Origin of the sequence: Eggerthella hominis (assembly GCF_014287365.1) — a bacterium.
Lineage (GTDB): Bacteria > Actinomycetota > Coriobacteriia > Coriobacteriales > Eggerthellaceae > Eggerthella > Eggerthella guodeyinii.
Genome location: NZ_JACOOA010000013.1, coordinates 16,560 through 33,680, shown reverse-complemented (window position 1 = coordinate 33,680; position 17,121 = coordinate 16,560). Strand labels below are relative to the sequence as shown.

The 17,121-nt window shown below is 64.8% G+C and carries 21 protein-coding genes; 11 read left to right on the top strand and 10 right to left on the bottom strand.

Annotated features, from left to right (window positions below; all coding sequences use genetic code 11):
* From nrfD (H8S61_RS17085) to nrfD (H8S61_RS17060), 6 genes are all read right to left on the bottom strand, one after another.
* The coding region (gene nrfD, locus H8S61_RS17085; RefSeq protein WP_186939834.1) for an NrfD/PsrC family molybdoenzyme membrane anchor subunit at positions 1 to 407 on the bottom strand (407 nt) is incomplete at its 3' end.
* Between the two features lie 18 nt (positions 408 to 425).
* On the bottom strand, positions 426 to 1,046 hold the full coding sequence (locus H8S61_RS17080; RefSeq protein ID WP_186939833.1) for a 4Fe-4S dicluster domain-containing protein: 621 nt from the start codon (positions 1,044 to 1,046) through the stop codon (positions 426 to 428).
* Between the two features lie 10 nt (positions 1,047 to 1,056).
* Positions 1,057 to 3,483 carry a molybdopterin-dependent oxidoreductase gene (locus H8S61_RS17075; protein WP_186939832.1) on the bottom strand — a complete coding sequence of 809 codons (2,427 nt, stop codon included), beginning with the start codon at positions 3,481 to 3,483 and terminating at the stop codon, positions 1,057 to 1,059.
* Positions 3,484 to 3,712: 229 nt separating this feature from the next.
* On the bottom strand, positions 3,713 to 4,660 hold the full coding sequence (locus H8S61_RS17070; protein ID WP_186939831.1) for a slipin family protein: 948 nt from the start codon (positions 4,658 to 4,660) through the stop codon (positions 3,713 to 3,715).
* Positions 4,661 to 4,679: 19 nt separating this feature from the next.
* The gene (locus H8S61_RS17065) at positions 4,680 to 5,078 is read right to left on the bottom strand and encodes a GntR family transcriptional regulator (protein ID WP_244977556.1); all 399 of its coding nucleotides are present in this window, start codon (positions 5,076 to 5,078) and stop codon (positions 4,680 to 4,682) included.
* Positions 5,079 to 5,121: 43 nt separating this feature from the next.
* The gene (gene nrfD / locus H8S61_RS17060) at positions 5,122 to 6,045 is read right to left on the bottom strand and encodes an NrfD/PsrC family molybdoenzyme membrane anchor subunit (RefSeq protein WP_186939830.1); all 924 of its coding nucleotides are present in this window, start codon (positions 6,043 to 6,045) and stop codon (positions 5,122 to 5,124) included.
* A gap of 226 nt (positions 6,046 to 6,271) precedes the next feature.
* Here nrfD (H8S61_RS17060) and H8S61_RS17055 point away from each other — a divergent pair, with 226 nt between their 5' ends.
* The 4 genes from H8S61_RS17055 to H8S61_RS17040 all read left to right on the top strand — a co-directional run bounded on the left by H8S61_RS17055 (position 6,272) and on the right by H8S61_RS17040 (position 8,972).
* A complete protein-coding gene (locus H8S61_RS17055) occupies positions 6,272 to 6,739 on the top strand; it encodes a GyrI-like domain-containing protein (RefSeq protein ID WP_186939829.1) in 468 nt (155 codons plus the stop codon).
* A 111-nt stretch (positions 6,740 to 6,850) separates the two neighbouring features.
* Positions 6,851 to 7,315, top strand: coding sequence for a zinc ribbon domain-containing protein (locus H8S61_RS17050; RefSeq protein WP_186939828.1), 465 nt, complete (start codon positions 6,851 to 6,853; stop codon positions 7,313 to 7,315).
* 35 nt (positions 7,316 to 7,350) lie between these two features.
* The gene (locus tag H8S61_RS17045; RefSeq protein ID WP_186939827.1) at positions 7,351 to 8,061 is read left to right on the top strand and encodes a GyrI-like domain-containing protein; all 711 of its coding nucleotides are present in this window, start codon (positions 7,351 to 7,353) and stop codon (positions 8,059 to 8,061) included.
* Positions 8,058 to 8,972, top strand: coding sequence for an SPL family radical SAM protein (locus tag H8S61_RS17040; protein ID WP_186939826.1), 915 nt, complete (start codon positions 8,058 to 8,060; stop codon positions 8,970 to 8,972). Before H8S61_RS17045 ends, H8S61_RS17040 begins: the two co-directional genes overlap by 4 nt.
* Here H8S61_RS17040 and H8S61_RS17035 read toward each other — a convergent pair.
* Together H8S61_RS17035 and H8S61_RS17030 are read right to left on the bottom strand one after the other, a co-directional pair.
* Positions 8,969 to 9,538, bottom strand: coding sequence for a CDP-alcohol phosphatidyltransferase family protein (locus H8S61_RS17035; RefSeq protein WP_186939825.1), 570 nt, complete (start codon positions 9,536 to 9,538; stop codon positions 8,969 to 8,971). The two genes, H8S61_RS17040 and H8S61_RS17035, sit on opposite strands and share 4 nt — an antisense overlap.
* Before the next feature lie 70 nt (positions 9,539 to 9,608).
* A complete protein-coding gene (locus H8S61_RS17030) occupies positions 9,609 to 10,043 on the bottom strand; it encodes a YjdF family protein (protein WP_186939824.1) in 435 nt (144 codons plus the stop codon).
* A gap of 291 nt (positions 10,044 to 10,334) precedes the next feature.
* Between H8S61_RS17030 and H8S61_RS17025 the strand changes: the two genes are divergently transcribed.
* Positions 10,335 to 10,772 carry a LytTR family DNA-binding domain-containing protein gene (locus H8S61_RS17025; protein ID WP_160942555.1) on the top strand — a complete coding sequence of 146 codons (438 nt, stop codon included), beginning with the start codon at positions 10,335 to 10,337 and terminating at the stop codon, positions 10,770 to 10,772.
* Positions 10,773 to 10,804: 32 nt separating this feature from the next.
* Positions 10,805 to 11,245, top strand: a complete 441-nt coding sequence (locus H8S61_RS17020; protein ID WP_160942554.1) for a DUF3021 family protein — start codon at positions 10,805 to 10,807, stop codon at positions 11,243 to 11,245.
* A 24-nt stretch (positions 11,246 to 11,269) separates the two neighbouring features.
* Here H8S61_RS17020 and H8S61_RS17015 read toward each other — a convergent pair whose 3' ends face one another.
* Together H8S61_RS17015 and H8S61_RS17010 are read right to left on the bottom strand one after the other, a co-directional pair.
* Positions 11,270 to 11,698: a pyridoxamine 5'-phosphate oxidase family protein gene (locus H8S61_RS17015; RefSeq protein ID WP_186939823.1), complete on the bottom strand. Its 429-nt coding sequence runs from the start codon at positions 11,696 to 11,698 to the stop codon at positions 11,270 to 11,272.
* Positions 11,695 to 12,135, bottom strand: a complete 441-nt coding sequence (locus H8S61_RS17010; RefSeq protein WP_160942552.1) for a DUF3788 domain-containing protein — start codon at positions 12,133 to 12,135, stop codon at positions 11,695 to 11,697. The genes H8S61_RS17015 and H8S61_RS17010 overlap by 4 nt, the downstream gene beginning before the upstream one ends.
* 767 nt (positions 12,136 to 12,902) lie before the next feature.
* Here H8S61_RS17010 and rsxC point away from each other — a divergent pair.
* The 5 genes from rsxC to H8S61_RS16985 are packed head-to-tail and all read left to right on the top strand — an operon-like array spanning position 12,903 to position 17,111.
* Positions 12,903 to 14,231 (top strand): electron transport complex subunit RsxC, encoded by a 1,329-nt coding sequence (gene rsxC / locus H8S61_RS17005; protein WP_186939822.1) that lies wholly within the window; start codon positions 12,903 to 12,905, stop codon positions 14,229 to 14,231.
* Positions 14,232 to 15,218: an RnfABCDGE type electron transport complex subunit D gene (locus H8S61_RS17000; protein WP_186939821.1), complete on the top strand. Its 987-nt coding sequence runs from the start codon at positions 14,232 to 14,234 to the stop codon at positions 15,216 to 15,218.
* Positions 15,215 to 15,811: an RnfABCDGE type electron transport complex subunit G gene (locus H8S61_RS16995; RefSeq protein WP_186939820.1), complete on the top strand. Its 597-nt coding sequence runs from the start codon at positions 15,215 to 15,217 to the stop codon at positions 15,809 to 15,811. Before H8S61_RS17000 ends, H8S61_RS16995 begins: the two co-directional genes overlap by 4 nt.
* A complete protein-coding gene (gene rsxE / locus H8S61_RS16990; protein ID WP_255466688.1) occupies positions 15,808 to 16,518 on the top strand; it encodes an electron transport complex subunit RsxE in 711 nt (236 codons plus the stop codon). Before H8S61_RS16995 ends, rsxE begins: the two co-directional genes overlap by 4 nt.
* The gene (locus H8S61_RS16985) at positions 16,518 to 17,111 is read left to right on the top strand and encodes an electron transport complex protein RnfA (RefSeq protein ID WP_154333629.1); all 594 of its coding nucleotides are present in this window, start codon (positions 16,518 to 16,520) and stop codon (positions 17,109 to 17,111) included. Before rsxE ends, H8S61_RS16985 begins: the two co-directional genes overlap by 1 nt.
* Positions 17,112 to 17,121 lie beyond the last annotated feature (10 nt).

The window sequence follows — 17,121 nt, the reverse complement described above, 5'->3', positions numbered from 1 at the left end:
GGCGAGCCGAGGTTCGAGTAGGCGAACAGCTCCCACAGGCGGGCCGGCTGGCCGAGGTCCACCACGACGAACCCGACGGCGAGCACCGTGCAGCAGATCGACGTCCACACGGCCACCTTGCTGATGCCGCCGAAGCCCTTCATCCCGAAGGCGCGCGGCACGCTCGAGATGATGAGGCCGCCGGCCGACAGGCCCACGAGGAACATGAACATGGTGATGTAGAGCCCCCACGAGTCGAGGTTGCGCATGCCGGTCTGCACGAGGCCGCCGGAGAGCTGGACGCCCCACAGCGCGACGCCCGCGGCCGCGACCACGGCGGCCACCGCGATGCCGACGTTGATCCCCCTGCCCCCGAACCGGGCAGCAGGAGCTTTGGCGGTCTCTGCCGCCGATACGTTCTCAGACATGTCGTTCTCCTTATCTCCCTAGACGAGGTAGTAGACGGAGGGGTTCGTGCCCATCTCGGGAAGCAGCTGCATATGCTCACGCTCCCGAACAAGCCGCGACACCTCGGAGTCGGGATCATCGAAATCGCCGAAGTGGCGCGCTTCTCCAACGCACGATACAACGCACTTCGGCTCCTCGCCCTTGGCGAGAAGGTTGTTGCATAGCGTGCATTTCTCAACCGTATGCTTCTGATGCGGCGACGCATCGGGATCCCCCACGGGAAAGCCTATCGCGTACTTCGGCTCCTCCCAGTTGAACGAGCGCACGCCCGTGTACGGGCACGCCGACATGCACATGCGACAGCCGATGCACTTGTCGTAGTCCTGGCGCACGACGCCCGTCTCGGCATCCTTGAAAGTGGCGCCGACCGGACACACCTTCACGCAGGCCGGGTTCTCGCAGTGCTGGCATCCAAGAGGGACGTGGCGCATGTGGGCGTTGGGATACGTGCCGCTCGCCGTGTCGATAACGTCTCCCCCGACGGTGAGAACGCGCGTCCACCACGTATCATCGGGCAAGTTGTTCGATAGTTTGCAGGAAGTAGAGCACGTTTGACAACCCATGCAGCGCTTGAGGTCGATAACCATTCCGTATTGCATACCCTACCCCCTATTCAGCTTTTTCGATTTCGCAGAGACAATCGAAAAAGCAGGTATTCGAAACGACGTTTCCCGAGAAGATGGAACTCAAATCTGAATAGTGCCCCTCAATGAACCCGCTCTCTTCCCAACCATGATCGATCAACGCAATGCCGTTCCTCATTCCCGGATTCACAACGGCTTTCGCAACCACGTAGCCTCGATCGTTATAGGCCCTCATCAGATCGCCGGTTTGTATTCCTCGCGCGGCCGCATCGTCTTCGCTTATTTTGATGTAGGGCTCTGGGTCGATTTCGAGCAGCATCGGAACATCGTTGAATTGGGTATGGGCTTTGAATTTCGAGCGCTCCGACATGAACACGATAGGATACGTTTCATGCAGATCGTTTTGATACCAGGCCTCATGAGGAGCAGACCAGTACGGGAGGCTCTCCCTCTTCACATCCCATTTCGTTCCGTTGTCGAGGGCGGGCGAAGGAGCCTCACGGAAGAACTGGGCGCGACCCGTTGCGGTGTTGTACCCATTCTTTCCGCAGATCGGAACTTCATCGGGATACGAGTAGATCCGTTTCTCCTTCTTCAGCCTTTCCCACGTCACGCCCATGCTCCGAGCAAGATCGTTGTCCAGCACGGCCTCGAGAAACTCCTCGCGCGTCATGTGGAATTTATCTTCCATGCCCATACCGCATCCCAGAAGATTCGCTATCTCCAAGTCGCCTTTCGACTCGAATTGGGGATCGGCGACAGCCTCCATGAGCCGTAGGTAAGGATTGCCCGCGGCAGCGATCGACTCCAGCTCCCAGACAAAGGAGACCGGCAGCACGATATCGGCGTAGTGCGCCGACTCGGACATCCAGGTGTCTGCGACAACGACAAGCTCCATCGCGTCGAACACTTTGAGCCATGCTTTGCGGTCGGGCAAATTGCCAATCGGGTTGTGCAGCCAGAAATACATGCTTTTGAGTTCGGGCTTTTCCGATCCTGGCTCTCTGTTGAACACGAGATCGTACACCTCGGATACCAGGATGGTGGGACCAGCTTCGGCATCGCGGGGAGAGGTGATTGCCGTGGCATTGGGGCCGATAGCCTGCGGGACGGACGAATCCCCAACCGTCACCCCCGTCCCGGGTTTGCCGAGCTGGCCCGCAACCTGCATGAGCGCGTACATGTTCATGTAGCCCGTATGCCCGTTCACCCAGTGGTCGATGCCAAGAGCGGAGAACACCATCGACGGCCCAGACATATACTGCTCGGCCAGCCATTCGATCGTGTCGAGGGGAATATCGGTCATCTCGGCGATCTGGTCGTACGACCATTCTTCAAGGCGCTCGAGCAACAGACTGTACGCGGTCGTCACGGCTTCGCCCCCAACGTCGAACGTACCTTCCAGAATCGGGTCGGCGATTTGATTCGAAGCTCCGATCGATCCATCTTCGCCGCAAACCAGAATCGCGTCGTCCTGAGAGCCAGCCTCAGCTTGCCCTATGTCGCTGAGCCTCGCATACGTCCAATCGCTCTTTTTAACGAGAAACGGAGCGACGCATTGATGTTTAAGAAAATCGCTGTCTTGCTTCCCATCTCGGATGATCATCTTCATCATGCCGATCGCAAGCAGCCCGTCGCTACCCGCACGAATCGGAATATACGTGTCCGCTTTCGCGGCCGTTATCGTGAGAACGGGGTCGATGACGATAAGCTGAGCCCCGTTTTCCCTTGCTTTTGAAATGTGATGAAACGATATCGTGGCCGCCTCGGAGGGGTTTGCGCCCCACACGATCACGTTCTTGGCGTTTACCAGATCGCGCGACTCGGTGCCCCAGTACGTATAGGGCATCGCCAAACCAAGACAGGTGGTGCCGCAGAAGAAACCCGCCTGATCGTACGCAAGGGGCATGTTCGAAGCTCCCATGTACTTGACGAGCCTGTCAACGTAGCCCGTTGTGATGTTGGAAGTCGCACCCGTTCCCTTGCTGAACAAGATGCTGCCTTTGCCGAAATCCTTTTGGTATGATTTCCACTTCGAGCAGATTTCCTCGATCGCTTCGTCCCAGCTTATCTGCTCCCACTCGTCCGCACCGCGCTCGCCCGCCCTTCGCAGGGGATACTTGATGCGATTCGGGGAATACATCCGCTGGATATTCGTATACCCGCGCTGGCAAACCCCCTGAAGATTCTTGTCCTTCATCTGGAATTTCGAGATGTTGAACGCTTTGCCGTCCCGCACGGACACGTCAAGAGGGCACGCCATGCCGTGGCAGTTGCTCATGCACGTAGTCGAGTAAACCTGATAGTCGCTACCCTGTTCGGACGGTGCGCTGTTCGCCGTATGGGAGCACCCGACGAGGGTTCCGACCGCCGCCGTCCCGGCCACTGCTCCTGTCGTCTTGAGAAAGCTCCTCCGAGTGAGCCCGCCTTGCGGACTGCTTGTTCCCGACATTTCTCCTCCTCAGATCCTGTCGGAATATCCGCCGATGACTTCGCACGCCGTCGCGAAACCGGATGCGAAATCACGCTTTCAGGATATCCCCCTCCGATATCTTCTGAGAATTGGCCAATTCCACTGGTTGCACCATAGCAAGTTATCCTAGGATAATCAACACTTGTCCTAGGATAACTTTGCTTTGTATTATTCTTTTTCAGGAATAGGTCATCAATTCGACGGGGCGCTACGTGCCGATAATTTTACCTATCTCATCAGGGAAAGCGTCGCCGAAGCCCTCGGCGAACGCGCTGGGCACCACCACGGTGCCGCCCGTGTCGCGCACGCTCTCGTACAGCAGATGCATGCGCCTGATCTGCAGGGCGTTCTCGTTGTCGTCGTAGGCCTCCCCCACTTCCTTCGCCATCTCGGAAATGGTCTGCTCGGCCTCCATGAGGATGATGCGGGCCTTCTTGCGCTGCTCGGCCTGCGCTTCCAGCGACATCGCCTCTTGCAGCGACTCGGGCACCACGATGTCCCTGATCTCAACCGACAGCACGGAGATGCCCCATTGCGAGGTCTTCTCGTCGAGCACCTGGGTGAGCTCCTTGTCCAGCTGGTTGCGGCGGATGGTGATCTCGGCCACGCTCGACCGCCCGATCGCGTCGCGCAGGGCGGTTTGCGCCGCCAGCTGCACGGCCAGGCTGTAGTTGCTGATCTCCATGCACGCCTTCTCGGCATCCCACACCATCCAGTACAGCACGGCGTCGATGTCGAGGGGGATCAGGTCGGCGGTCAGCGTCTCCTTCGCGCCGAACGGCACCGACCTCGTACGCATGTCCACGCTCAGCGAGCAGTACTCGACGATGGGCAGCGTGAACACGAGGCCCGGCCCCGAGACGCGATTGAGCTTGCCGAACCGCAGCACGACGATCTTCTCCCATTGCTGCGCGATGTGCACCGTCGACGTCACCAGCCACGCAACGGCAAGGGCAACGATCACGCTCACCGCGTCGAGCGTTCCGCAGGCAAGCTGCCACAAAACCAGCACCAGGCCGAACGCAATCACGAACAGCGCCAGGGAGAAGATCAGCGCGCCCGTCTTCGAGGCGACCCGGTCGGTTTCGAGCACTTGGGTCTCGGCGACCACCCCCTGGCGATTCCGCTCTCGCGCGCTCGCCTTATCGTTCTTCATCTCGCTTTCCCTCTTTCGCTTAGCTCCGACTCGAACTTCGATCCTTCTCCATTTCGCGCATCTTCTTCTTGATGCGCTTGTTCACATCGTCGAACGACAGCCCCATGGCAAGGCAGGCGTCGACGCAATCCTCGATGAGCGTGTCCACCGACTCGAACTTCTCGCTCTTCTCCTCCTCGATCTCGCGCACGATGGCGCCCCGGCCGGGCTTCGAGTCGATGTAGCCCTCGTCGACCAGGCTGATGTACGCCTTGTTCACCGTGTTGAAATTGATGGAGATGTCCGCAGCCAAACCGCGCACGGTGGGCAGCTTCTCCCCCGGCTTGAAGTATCCGGTCGTGATCAGGTACACCATGCGGTTGCGCAGCTGCAGCCAGATGGGAAGATCGCTCTCTTTGTCTACTTCGAACCAAGTCACGTCGCCGCGCCGCATCCCTTCGTCAATTCGCCCGTGCGTCGTTTCATTGTATCCCAAGCACCCGCGTGACGGACGCCGCGATATCGACGGCCATGCCCGCCTCGGAAATGCACCAGCGCAGGAAGAACCCGCCGACCAGCACGAACGCGCTCGCCGCCACGGCGGCGCGCAGAGCGTCCTTGCGGCCGACCACCTCGCAGATCAACGGCACGAGCAGCCCGAGGGCCACCACGAGGCCGAGAAACGGCGCGGCAAGATCGCCCTGCACGAGCCGCTCGACCGACGCTCGCGCGGTTTCGCCTCCGAGGAACGCCAGAGCCGTGAACAGGGCGAGCACGACGACCTCGCACACGATGACCGCCGCGTCGATCTTCCTCAGGCGCTCCAGCGTGGTCGCGAACGCCTCGCCGGAACCGGTCAGGACGACCGCGCACGTCAGCAAGGCGATGCCGGACGAGAGCGACGACACGACGAACAGCACGGGCAGCAGGGGCGAGGCCCACAACGGCACCGACGGCATGCTCGAGAGGAGCAGGCCCGTGTACGCCATCACCGCGACCGCGACGACAGCGATCAGGGGGCGGTCGACCAGCATGAGCGCCTTCGGCAAAGACGCGCAGCCAAACGCCCACACGGCTGCCGGCACCGCGGCGAGCGCGATCAGCGCGAGCAAGGCGAACGCGCCCACCGAGATGAAAGAGAGCGTAGGCTGAAAGAGCACGGCCAGCACCCGCTCGCCGCGCCCGAGATCGAGCAGCAGGCAGAGCATGCCCAGGGCGATGGCGGCGATGCCCGTCAGGTAGGCCGGCCCGAAGAACCGCCGGTACGACCCTGGGGGCACGAAGCGGCCGGCACGATCGGCGGCGACCGCCTGCGGGGAGAGACACTCGAGGATCGCGACGACGAGCAGGAGCCCGGCGCCCGCCCCGCCCAGGAACAAGTACCACACCACCAAATCTCCCAGCATCCTCGTCCCCGTCCCCGTTCGTCCGTTCGTCCCCACGCCTCGCCACGCCGCACCGCTATTCTAGGCGATGCGGCGGCAATCGCAAAGAGCGCGGCAGGGCACCGGCAACGCTCGAGCTCGCTGTTACGATTTCCCCAACTTTCTCGCAGAAGCGGACACGCCCTGTCCGGTTCGGTTCGGTATCGTGCCCCTTGTCAACATTCACCGCTTCGAAAGGATCCGAACCATGAACTACGAAATCGTCGAGCTTCCCGCGCGCACCGTCGTCGGCCCCACCATCCGCACGTCCAACAACTCCCCCGAGGAGATCGGCGCCATCGGCCAGCTCTGGGGGCGCTTCATGGGCGAGGGCATGGACCGCACCATCCCCGAGACGCGCGTCGAGCCCTACGGTTGCTTCGGGCTGTACTACGACTACGACATGGGCGACATGAGCTACACGATGCTCGTGGGCTGCGAGACGCCCGCCGCCGCGCCCGAGGGCATGGAAGCCCAGACCATCGCCGCCGGGCGCTATGCGAAGATCGCCATCCGCGGCGGCGACTGCGTGGCGAGCGTCGGCAAGGCCTGGGAGGAGATCTGGGCCGACGAGGAGCTGTGTGCCCAGCGCGCGTTCACCGTGGACTTCGAGGCCTACCTGCCCGGCGACGACATGGCCTGCGCCGACATCGACGTGTACGTGGCCCTGCGCTAACGCCCGCGATGCCCGCGCGCGTCCCGTCGGGCAACCGGCTGTTGCTTGACGGGGCCGCGTGCGCCGTGGTTCCATGAAACCACGTATCGACACCGGGAAAAGGAGCCTTTCATGGCGATCAAGGACACGCTCATCGAGCTCAGGGAGCACCACGGCCTCACGCAAACCGAGATGGCCGAGCGCCTGTTCGTCACGAGGCAAGCCGTGTCGCGCTGGGAGTGCGGCGACACGCAACCGGGCATCGACGTGCTCAAGCTGATCGCCACCACGTTCAACGTGCCCATCGAGAAGCTGCTCGACATGCCCCTGCAGGCCGTGTGCCAAAGCTGCGGCATGCCTCTCGCGGACGCGAGCCTGCTGGGTACGGAAGCGGACGGCTCCCCCAGCGAGCACCACTGCAAGTGGTGCTACGCAGACGGCTCCTACCTGGGCGCATGCACCATGGAGGACATGGTGGACATCTGCGTGGCGAACATGGCCGGACCCGAAGCGCCCTTCACCGAGGACGAGGCGCGCGCCTACCTGAAGGCGCTGCTGCCCACGCTCGAACGCTGGAAGGACGCCGCGAACAACTGACATTCGACGACCCCTGACGACCGACGGAGGACCTCATGGCTGGCGCGTTCAATTTCACGAAGGAATACAAAGACCTCTACCTGCCGCGGACGGTGCCCGCGCTCGTGGACGTGCCGCCCATGAACTTCATCGCGGTGGCCGGCACGGGCAACCCGAACGAGGAGAACGGCTCCTACGCCGACGCGCTGGGGCTGCTGTACGCGTTCTCCTACACCATCAAGATGTCGAAGATGGGCGACTGGCAGCCGCAAGGCTACTTCGACTACGCGGTGCCGCCCCTCGAGGGGCTGTGGTGGACGAGCGACGAAGCCTTCGACGGCCAGCGCATCCTCGACAAAGACGCGTTCTCCTGGATCTCGCTCATCCGCCAGCCCGACTTCGTCACGCCCGAGGTATGCGCGTGGGCGGCCGACCAGGTTGCCGTCAAGAAGCCCGAGCTCGACCTTGGGCGCGCCCGCTTCGTGCGGTTCGCCGAAGGGCCGTGCGCGCAGATCATGCACAAGGGGCCGTACGACGACGAGCCGGCCACCATCGCATGCATGGAGGAGTTCATCGCCTCGTCCGGCCTCGTCGACGACATCGGGAACCCGCCGAGCGCCGCGGCCATGATGGACGCGCTCGACGCGTGCGGCGACGTGCCCGCGGTGCGCCTGCACCACGAGATCTACCTGGGCGACCCGCGCCGCACGAAGCCGGAGAACCTCAAGACGGTGATCCGCCATCCCGTGAAGCCCGCGTCCGCATGAGCGACGCCGCGCCAAGCCCCTGCCCCGTCGTGCGCGCGCGGTCGATCCTCCAGAAGGTGCGCACGCACGGAAACGAATGGTTCGGCATCGACTACAACATGAACCTGTACCGGGGCTGCTGCCACGGCTGCATCTACTGCGACAGCCGAAGCGAGTGCTACCGCATCGACGACTTCGACCAGGTGAGCGTCAAGTTCGACGCGTTAGCCATCCTGCGACGCGAGTTGCGCAGCCGCCGCACGCGCGGCATCGTGGGCATCGGCGCCATGTCCGACACGTACAACCCGTTCGAGGACGAGCTGCGCGTGACGCGCGGAGCGCTCGAGCTGCTGGAGGAGTTCGGCTTCGGCGTGTCGGTGGACACGAAGAGCGCCCTCGTCGCGCGCGACGCGGACCTGCTGAGCGCCATCGGCCGGCAAGGCGGCGCCGTCGCGAAGATCACCGTCACCACGGCCGACGACGGGCTGGCGCGCATCATCGAGCCGCACGCGCCGTCGCCGAGCGAGCGCTTCGCGGCGCTGGCCGAGCTGGCGGGCGCCGGCGTGTTCTGCGGCGTGCTGTTCACGCCGACGCTGCCGTGGGTGACGGACGACGATGACACGATCCGCGGCGTCGTGGAGGGCGCGGCGGCGGCCGGCGCGCGGTTCGTCTTCCACATGACGGGCGTCACGATGCGCGACCGCCAGCGCGAGCACTTCCTCGACCGCGTGGCCGCCATCGACCCCGCGCTGCCCGAGCGCTACCGCGCCGCCTATCGCGACCGCTATTTCTGCAACAGCCCCCGCGCAGCCGAGAATCGCGCCCTGTTCCGCACGCTGTGCACGCGGCACGACCTGCTGTGGCGCATGCCCGACATCATCGCCGCGTACAAGCCCGCCCAGCCCCTCGGCGCGCAAACGAGCCTGTTCTAGCGCTTCCGACGGAAGCCGAGGACGCCCTTGACGTTGGGATCGAGGGCAGGGGCCTTGACGGTGAGAACCAGTTCCTCGAGGGCGGCGAACGTGGCGAGGGCGCACACGGCGACCGCGGCGGGCACGGAGCCCGCGAACGCGAAGAGCACCGGGAGGGCGAACAGCGCGAGACCGGCCAGCTTGTTCGCGTAGGTGTGCAGCGCCGCGTACGCGCGGAAACGCGCGTAGCCGACGGCGAGCGCCGCGAGCTTCACGAGCGCGATGGCCGCGATCCACAGCCACACGAACAGGGGAAGCTCGGCCGCCGGCAACAGCGACACGACGAGCGCGAGCGCGAACACCGTGTCGGCCACGCTGTCGAACGAGGCGCCGAACGCGCTCGTCGCGCCAGCACGCCGCGCGATCCACCCGTCGAGCGCGTCGCTCGCCCCGCACGCCGCGTACGCGACGAAGTACGGCGCCGACAGCGGCGCGAGCGCGAGCAGCGCCAACGAGCCGACGAGGCGCATCGCCGTGATGGCGTTCACAAGCACGAGCGCGTATGTGCGGGAGCGGGCGGAGGGCATGCCGACAGCTTACCACGCCGTCGGCGCGAGGGGGCTCGCGCCGCGCGCCAGCGGAAGGGGCCGCAGCTCCCTATTTCCCGCGGTGCTTGGCTTTGCGCTTTTGCTGCTTGAGGGAGAACCGGCGCTCGCCAGCCGCCTCGCGGGCTTCGCGCGCCGCGGCCTTGCGCTCGGTTTTGTGCGCCTCGTAGCTGGCGCTCATGGCCTGCTGGGCCTTCGTCCCGACGCCCGCGCGTTCGATCTGCTTGCGCGCCTCGCGCTGGCGGCGCTTCGGGTTCGCATGGGCGAGCGCGGCGTCCGCCGCCGGGGACGGATCGGCCGCGAGGTCGAACGGCAGCGCGCTCCAACGTCGCGCGACGAATGTCAAAAGCTCGGTGTCGGTGGGCTCGGTTGCGCCGAACACGACGCGGCACGCACCGTAGCGCCCTTCGTCGGCGTGCTCGAAGATGCCGACCCAGAATTGGCCGTCATGGAGCACGGTCAGCGTGGATGAGGTGATGACCTGCATGATGTTCCTCCTTGTATGTCGTGGTACCGCGCGAAGGACGGACAACCAAGGAGGCAGGTTACTGACGAAGCGGGCGTGAGCGTGCGCGCCCTCGGTTTCGCGCCCGGACTACCGACCGGACCGTGTTTTCACCTTCGCAGGGCCATGATAGCAAGAGAGGGCGCTGCGATGCAACTGGGAGGCGCTCGCATGCAACTTGAGGGCGCGAGCCTTGTGCGCGTCCGGCGCATTCGGCATACTGACGGCGTTGGTCAACCACCCGTCCCCTCCCCTCCTCCGGAAGGCGCGTCTATGAACGTCACCATCACCGAGAACCCCCGGCTCGCCGATATCGAAGTCACGCTGGCGTGCCCGCGCATCGACGAGCGGGTGCAGCGCATCGTCGCCAGCCTGAGCGCCTTCGACCGCAAGCTCGCCGGCGAGCGCGACGGAGCCACCTACCGGCTCGACATCGACGACGTCTGCTACGCCGAAACGGTAGACGGCCGCACGTTCCTGTACACCGACGAGGCCGTGTACCAGACGCCGCTGCGGCTGTACGAGCTGGAAGACCGGCTGGAGGGCACCGAGTTCGTGCGCGCGTCGAAGCAGCTGCTGGCGAACTTCGACCACGTGAAGGCCATCCGCCCGGCGATCAACGCGCGGCTGCAGCTGCTGCTCGACAACGGCGAATCGGTGATGGTCTCGCGCCAGTACGCGCCCGCCATCAAGCGCAAGCTCGACCTCTAACGTACCCGTCCGCCTCTGCAAGGGAGCATTCCATGAAATCGTTTCTCAAGCAATTCGTTCTCGGCACCTGCGTCACCTTCACCGTCTTCATGACGCTGAGCCTGCCGATGGCCTACTACTACGCCGGCCTCTCGGGCGCCGACACGCAAGGGCTCACCATCACGCTCACCCTGCTCGTCGCCTGCATCGGCTTCTCCTTCTTGCAAGGCTTCTGGTTCAGCGGCCTCATCCTCAAGAAGCTGGCGTATCCGCTGCGGCTCACCGGGTTCGCCGTCACCGGCGCGGGCATGCTGTTCGCCTGCGGCTGGTTCGGCAACTGGTTCCCCCGCGAAATCGAGGTGATCGTGTCGTTCTTCATCACCTTCCTCGCCATCTTCGCCCTGGCCACCATCGGGTACGGCATCTACTTCAAGAGGACGGCCGGCAGCTACGACGCAGCCCTCGCCCGCTACCGCGAGCAGCACCGCCGGTAGCTCCCGCGGCACCTGCCCGACGGGTCACGCAACCGGCACGACGAAGTCCTCGGATCCGAAGTTCTGGTAGTAGCGACCCCGCTCGGCCGTGAAGCGCAGCACGCAGTAATCGGGGTCGGTGACGCCGAGGGGGTAGTATGTCTCGTCGCCTTCCTGCCAGATCAGCTCCTTGGCATCGGCGTCCTCCAGCACTTCCATCGCGCCCTTGAGCATGACGCCGCGGAAGAACCGGCGATCCATGAAGTAGATGCAAGCCTGCGGATGCGCACGGTAATGCCGCACGCGCATGGACGAGGTGTTCGTGGTGAAGTAGAACACGCGGACTCCCTCGCGCTTGCGCGGTGGCAGCATCGCCTTGATCTCGGGATAGCCGTCCTCGTCCATCGACCCGACGAACGACGCGTTCTGGTGGTCGACGAGATTGCCGATGGTCTGCTCGGGGTCGCGCATCATGAACGAACTCCTTTCGGCGCGGCGCGCAGGAGCATGAGCGCCTCGGCGTCGCGCAAGATGGCATCGCTGGTCACTTCGATCATGAGCCACCGGCCCATGCTGCTGTCGGCCGAGCGCTCGTACAGCGCGCGCACGTACGGGTCGGCCCGCCGCATGAGCGCCTCAGCCTCGTCCTTCTCCTTCGAGCCCACCGACACCATGCAGATGAAGAAGCCGTCGTGCGGGTACACCGTGCACAGCGCGCGGCTGCGCGCCTTGTACTTCACGTTCCAGCCGGGAGCGCCGCCGCATCGGCTGTACTCGATGCGCGGTTGCGCGCCGTACGTCTCGTCGACGAACGCGGTGAACGCGCCCCACAGGGGGTTGGCGATGTGAGCGGCGACGTCGTCCATCGTCGGCTCGCGATCCGCGGGAAACAGCTCGTGCCAGGCGGTCATGGGCATCCTCCAGAGGTCGGGGGTGGATAGGGAGAGTATAGCACGATGGTATGGTATCTGATCGGGAATTTGAGAACGGATGTTTTGATCTATCGTTTGACGCATTCGACGCATGCCGCCTCGGGGTTGCGCCTGCCCCTTCCTCCGAGCCTCCGCCGAGAGCGTCCGCCGTTATCGAGAGAACGACGATTCGTGCCGATGGCGGCGCGGCGCGGCACGCGAATCGCCGAGTTCTAACCAATTTTTTCGTTTTGCGTACGCTCAAGGGGGCTTGCTGCCCCGCAGCGGTCGAACGTGCATCACGCGACCTGCGGAAACGTAAAAACCGCTTTCGGAAATCGACGTCCAAGGGTGCTTCGAAGCGCCGAATCGCACGCAAAACGAAAAAACTGGTTAGCATGAGCGGATTCGCGCGCCCGACCGTCATCGGCACGAACCGGGTCGCATCGAGAGCTGGGGCTTGGCGAGGGGCTTGCGGACAGCCTGCCCGCAAGCGGAGCGCGCCGATGGCCGCGCGGAGAAAGGCGGCGCCGTCCACCGGGGAAATGCGCACGGCCGGATTTCGCCTGCGCCTTTGGCGCGCGACGTGGTTTCCCTTCACCGACGATTCCTGGCATCCGATGACCCGCTCACGTAGGATGGCCAGCATCTCAAAGCAACAAGTTGGGCGCTTCACCTCACCCCGCAGCGGCCGGGTGACGCTCGACCCTATCCGCACACCGACCGACCACGCCAGCCAACGCACTTCGGGGGGAGTGAACTTGCCGATGAACGCCACAACCTTGCTCTCGCGGTTCCGCCGCATGCGGGGCGCCGCCGTCCCCCACCACAAGGAGACGGCGGATTTCGAGACGACCGTCATGCCGCTACCGCGCGAGATCGTGCTGCCCATGCAGCAGCACATCGGCGCGCTGTGCGAGCCGGTGGTGAAGAAGGGCGACCACGTTGACGTGGGCACCCTCGTCGGGCACGCGCCGCGCGGTCTGTCCGCCGACATCTTCTCCGGCGTCTCGGGCACCGTCAAAGCCATCCAGCCGGTGTTCTACTCCACCGGCAAAACCGACACCACCGTGGTCATCGAGGCCGACGGAGCGCAGACCGTCTCGTCCGACATCGCGCCGCCGAACGTCATCGATCGGGACACGCTGCTCGAGGCTATGAAGAAGAGCGGCATCGTGGGTTTGGGCGGCGCGGGCTTCCCCACCGACGTGAAGCTGGCGCCGCCCAACCTGGACGAGATCGACACGTGGCTCGTGAACGCCACCGAGTGCGAGCCGTACCTGTCCACCGACTTCCGCGAGATGATGGAGCACGCCGACTCGCTGCTGCACGGCATCCGCGCCTGCCTCAAGCTGCTGGGCGTGCCGCAGGCCATCATCTGCATCGAGGACGACAAGCCCCAGGCCATCGACTACATGCGCGCCCGCACGTCGGCCGACGACAACATCGAGGTGCGCGCGCTTCCCGGCATGTACCCCCAGGGCGCCGAGAACGTGCTGGTGTACAACGTCACCGGGCGCGTGGTGCCGCGCGGCAAGCGCCAGACCGACGTGGGCGTCATGCTGTTCAACGTCACCACCATGTCCATGATCGGGCATTTCCTGCGCACGGGCATGCCGCTCATCAAGCGCCGCGTCACCGTGACGGGCGACGCCGTGGCCCGTCCGCAGAACGTGGAAGTGGTCATCGGCACGCGCATCCGCGACATCGTCGATTACTGCGGGCTGGCCAAGGAGCCGCATAAGATCATCGTGGGCGGCCCCATGATGGGCAATGCGCAGATCGACCTCGACTACCCGCTCGTCCGCCAAAACGGCGGCCTGCTCGTGTTCAGCGAAGAGGCCATGGAGCAACCGGTCACCACCGCCTGCATCCGTTGCGGGCGCTGCACGAACTCGTGTCCCATGCAGCTGTCGCCCATCGCCATCAAGAAGGCGTACACAACGCAGGACGCGGACAAGCTGGACAAGCTCATGGCGGATCTCTGCATGGGCTGCGGCACCTGTTCGTACGTGTGCCCGGCCAAGCAGCCGCTCGCCCAGACGAGCAAGCTGGCGCGCGACTTCATGCGCGCCGAGATGGCGAGGAGGGGCTAGATGGAACCTACGGAGAAACGACCGCTCATCCTCTCAACGGCGCCGCACGTGTTCGACGGCATCACCACGCAGAAGGTGATGCTGAACGTACTGATTGCGCTCGCGCCCACGCTGGTCGCCTCGTTCGTGATCTTCGGCTGGCAGGCGCTGCTGGTGACCGCCGTCACGACGCTCGCCTGCGTGCTGTTCGAATACCTGTGGTGCCGGCTGCGCAAGACCCCCCAGACGGTGGGCGACCTGTCCGCCGTGGTCACCGGCCTGCTGCTGGCGTTTAACCTGCCCTCCACCATCCCGCTGTACATGGCGGTGATCGGCTCGTTCGTGGCCATCGTCGTGGTGAAGGAGCTGTTCGGCGGTATCGGGCGCAACTTCGCGAACCCGGCCATCGTGGCCCGCATCGTGCTGTCGGTATCGTTCACCGCGGCCATGACGAACTACGCGGCGCCGCAGGGCTTCCTGCCCGGCGCGGCCGCCGTCGACGCCGTGAGCTCGGCCACCCCGCTGGCCCCGGGCGCCGCGCAGCTGCCGTTCATGGACCTGCTGTTCGGCGTGCATCCCGGCGTGCTGGGCGAGACGTGCGGCGCGGCCATCCTGCTGGGCCTCATCTGGCTGTTGGCCACGCGCACCATCACGTTCACCATCCCGGGCGTGTACGTGGGCACGGTGATCGTGCTCAGCCTGCTCACCGGCCACGACGTGTCCACCCAGGTGTTCTCGGGCGGCCTGCTTTTGGGCGCCGTGTTCATGGCCACCGACTACGTGGGGTCGCCCACGTCGTTCAAGGGGCAGCTCATCTTCGGCGTCGGGCTGGGGCTCATCACGTGCCTCATCCGCTTCTGGGGCAACATGGACGAGGGCGTGGCGTACTCCATCCTGCTCATGAACCTCGTGGTTCCCTACATCGACTCGCTCACGGCCACCACGCCGCTCGGCGGCGCGAAGAAGCGCCGCTTCGCCCGCGCGAGGAAGGAAGGAGGCGAACGATGACCGCTCCCGCATCCGCCGAAAAGGCCTCCCTGTGGAGCAGCGTCCTGAAGCCGGCCGTCGTCCTCGTGGTGATCTGCGCCATCGTGGGATTTTTGCTAGGCACCGTGAACAACCTCACGCTGCCCACCATCATGGCGAACCGTGAGGCGCGCGCCTGGGCCACGTACTCGTCCCTCATCCCCGAGGCGTCCGACTTCGTCGCGCTCGAATGCGACGTGCCCGGCGTGACGGCCTGCATGGAGGCGGCCGACGGCAAAGGCTTCGCCATCACCGCGCAGGCGAAGGGGTACTCGAGCCAGGTGCCGATGGCCGTCGCCTTCGACGACGAGGGCGTCATCACGAACGTCATCGGCATGGACAACACCGAGACGCCCGGCCTGGGCACGAAGGTGAAGGACGCCGCGTTCACCGACCAGTTCATCGGGCGCGCCGCCGAGCCGATGACCCTCGACGACATCGACGCCATCACAGGCGCCACCATCTCGTCGAAGGCCGCGCTCGCCGCGCTCAACGAGGCCATCGAAGCCTACCGGACCACGACCGGCGACGCCTCCGCGCCCGCCGCCGCCTCGACGGAGAAGGGAGCCGCATGATGGCAGCCGTCAACGAGAAACCTTCGGCGCTCTCCGTGTTCAGCAAGGGGCTGCTCATCGAGAACCCCACGCTGCGCCAGATGCTGGGCCTGTGCCCCACCCTCGCCGTCACCACCGCGGTGACGAACGGCATCGGCATGGGCGTGGCCACCACGTTCGTGCTCGTGTGCTCCGGCATCGTCGTGTCGCTGCTGCGCAACATCATCCCCACCACCATGCGCCTGCCCGCCTTCATCACCGTCATCGCCGGGTTCGTGACGCTCACGATGATGATCATCGAGGCGTACCTCCCCGACCTCAACCAGGCGCTCGGCATCTACCTGCCGCTCATCGTGGTGAACTGCATCGTGCTGGGACGCGCCGAGGTGTTCGCGTCGAAGCACCCGGTGAAGGACGCCGCGCTCGACGGCTTGGGGATGGGCGTGGGCTTCACCATCACGCTGATCCTCATGTCGGCCATCCGCGAGCTGCTGGGCGCGGGCACGCTGCTGGGCTTCCCCATCCTCTTAGGCGTCATGGAGCCCATGAGCGTGTTCATCATGCCCCCGGGCGGCTTCGCCGTGCTGGGCGTGCTCATCGCCGTCTCGGTGACCATCGAGATGCGCCGCAAGCGCCGCGCGGGCGAACCCGAGGAGGACGCCATCGCCTCGCAGGAAGACGCGTGCGCGTCGTGCCAGATGTGCGACCTGAAGGAGCGTGAGGCATAATGGCCGAGTTCGCCGCGATCCTGTTCAGCATGATCCTCGTCAACAACTACGTGCTGGTGAAGTTCCTCGGCATCTGCCCGTTCCTCGGGGTGTCGAAGAAGCTCGACTCGGCCGTCGGGATGGGCTGCGCCGTGACCGTGGTCATGGTGATCGCCACCGCCGTCACCTGGCCCCTGCAGCAGCTGCTGAACACGCTGGGGTTGGGATACCTCCAAACCATCGCGTTCATCCTCGTCATCGCCGTGCTGGTGCAGATGCTCGAGATCGTCATCAAGCGCTTCTTCCCCGCGCTGCACGAGGCGTTGGGCGTGTACCTGCCGCTCATCACCACGAACTGCGCCGTGCTGGGCGTGACCATCCTCGCCGTGGACGAGGGGTACAACTATCCGCAGGCGCTCGTGTGCGCGCTCGGCGCCGGCCTGGGCTTTTTGCTGGCGATGGTGCTGTTCAGCGGCGTGCGCCGCCGCGTGGACGAGGCCGAGCCGCCCAAGGCGTTCAAGGGCATGCCCATCACGTTGATCTCCGCCGCGTTCGTGTCTTTGAGCTTCATGTGCTTCGCCGGCGTGGTGGACAACCTGTTCGGCGTGCTGTAGGAAGGGAGGA

Excerpts from the sequence above, each read along its gene's own strand:
- H8S61_RS16995 (WP_186939820.1), top strand. The coding sequence starts at position 15,215 with ATGACCGCTCCCGCATCCGCCGAAAAGGCCTCCCTGTGGAGCAGCGTC.
- H8S61_RS17025 (WP_160942555.1), top strand. The coding sequence starts at position 10,335 with ATGAACGTCACCATCACCGAGAACCCCCGGCTCGCCGATATCGAAGTC.
- H8S61_RS16985 (WP_154333629.1), top strand. The coding sequence starts at position 16,518 with ATGGCCGAGTTCGCCGCGATCCTGTTCAGCATGATCCTCGTCAACAAC.
- H8S61_RS17010 (WP_160942552.1), bottom strand. The coding sequence starts at position 12,135 with ATGACCGCCTGGCACGAGCTGTTTCCCGCGGATCGCGAGCCGACGATG.
- H8S61_RS17020 (WP_160942554.1), top strand. The coding sequence starts at position 10,805 with ATGAAATCGTTTCTCAAGCAATTCGTTCTCGGCACCTGCGTCACCTTC.
- H8S61_RS17015 (WP_186939823.1), bottom strand. The coding sequence starts at position 11,698 with ATGATGCGCGACCCCGAGCAGACCATCGGCAATCTCGTCGACCACCAG.
- H8S61_RS17000 (WP_186939821.1), top strand. The coding sequence starts at position 14,232 with ATGGAACCTACGGAGAAACGACCGCTCATCCTCTCAACGGCGCCGCAC.
- H8S61_RS17040 (WP_186939826.1), top strand. The coding sequence starts at position 8,058 with ATGAGCGACGCCGCGCCAAGCCCCTGCCCCGTCGTGCGCGCGCGGTCG.
- H8S61_RS17070 (WP_186939831.1), bottom strand. The coding sequence starts at position 4,660 with ATGAAGAACGATAAGGCGAGCGCGCGAGAGCGGAATCGCCAGGGGGTG.
- nrfD (WP_186939830.1), bottom strand. The coding sequence starts at position 6,045 with ATGCTGGGAGATTTGGTGGTGTGGTACTTGTTCCTGGGCGGGGCGGGC.
- H8S61_RS17055 (WP_186939829.1), top strand. The coding sequence starts at position 6,272 with ATGAACTACGAAATCGTCGAGCTTCCCGCGCGCACCGTCGTCGGCCCC.
- rsxE (WP_255466688.1), top strand. The coding sequence starts at position 15,808 with ATGATGGCAGCCGTCAACGAGAAACCTTCGGCGCTCTCCGTGTTCAGC.
- H8S61_RS17045 (WP_186939827.1), top strand. The coding sequence starts at position 7,351 with ATGGCTGGCGCGTTCAATTTCACGAAGGAATACAAAGACCTCTACCTG.
- H8S61_RS17035 (WP_186939825.1), bottom strand. The coding sequence starts at position 9,538 with ATGCCCTCCGCCCGCTCCCGCACATACGCGCTCGTGCTTGTGAACGCC.
- H8S61_RS17080 (WP_186939833.1), bottom strand. The coding sequence starts at position 1,046 with ATGCAATACGGAATGGTTATCGACCTCAAGCGCTGCATGGGTTGTCAA.
- H8S61_RS17075 (WP_186939832.1), bottom strand. The coding sequence starts at position 3,483 with ATGTCGGGAACAAGCAGTCCGCAAGGCGGGCTCACTCGGAGGAGCTTT.
- rsxC (WP_186939822.1), top strand. The coding sequence starts at position 12,903 with ATGAACGCCACAACCTTGCTCTCGCGGTTCCGCCGCATGCGGGGCGCC.
- H8S61_RS17050 (WP_186939828.1), top strand. The coding sequence starts at position 6,851 with ATGGCGATCAAGGACACGCTCATCGAGCTCAGGGAGCACCACGGCCTC.
- H8S61_RS17030 (WP_186939824.1), bottom strand. The coding sequence starts at position 10,043 with ATGCAGGTCATCACCTCATCCACGCTGACCGTGCTCCATGACGGCCAA.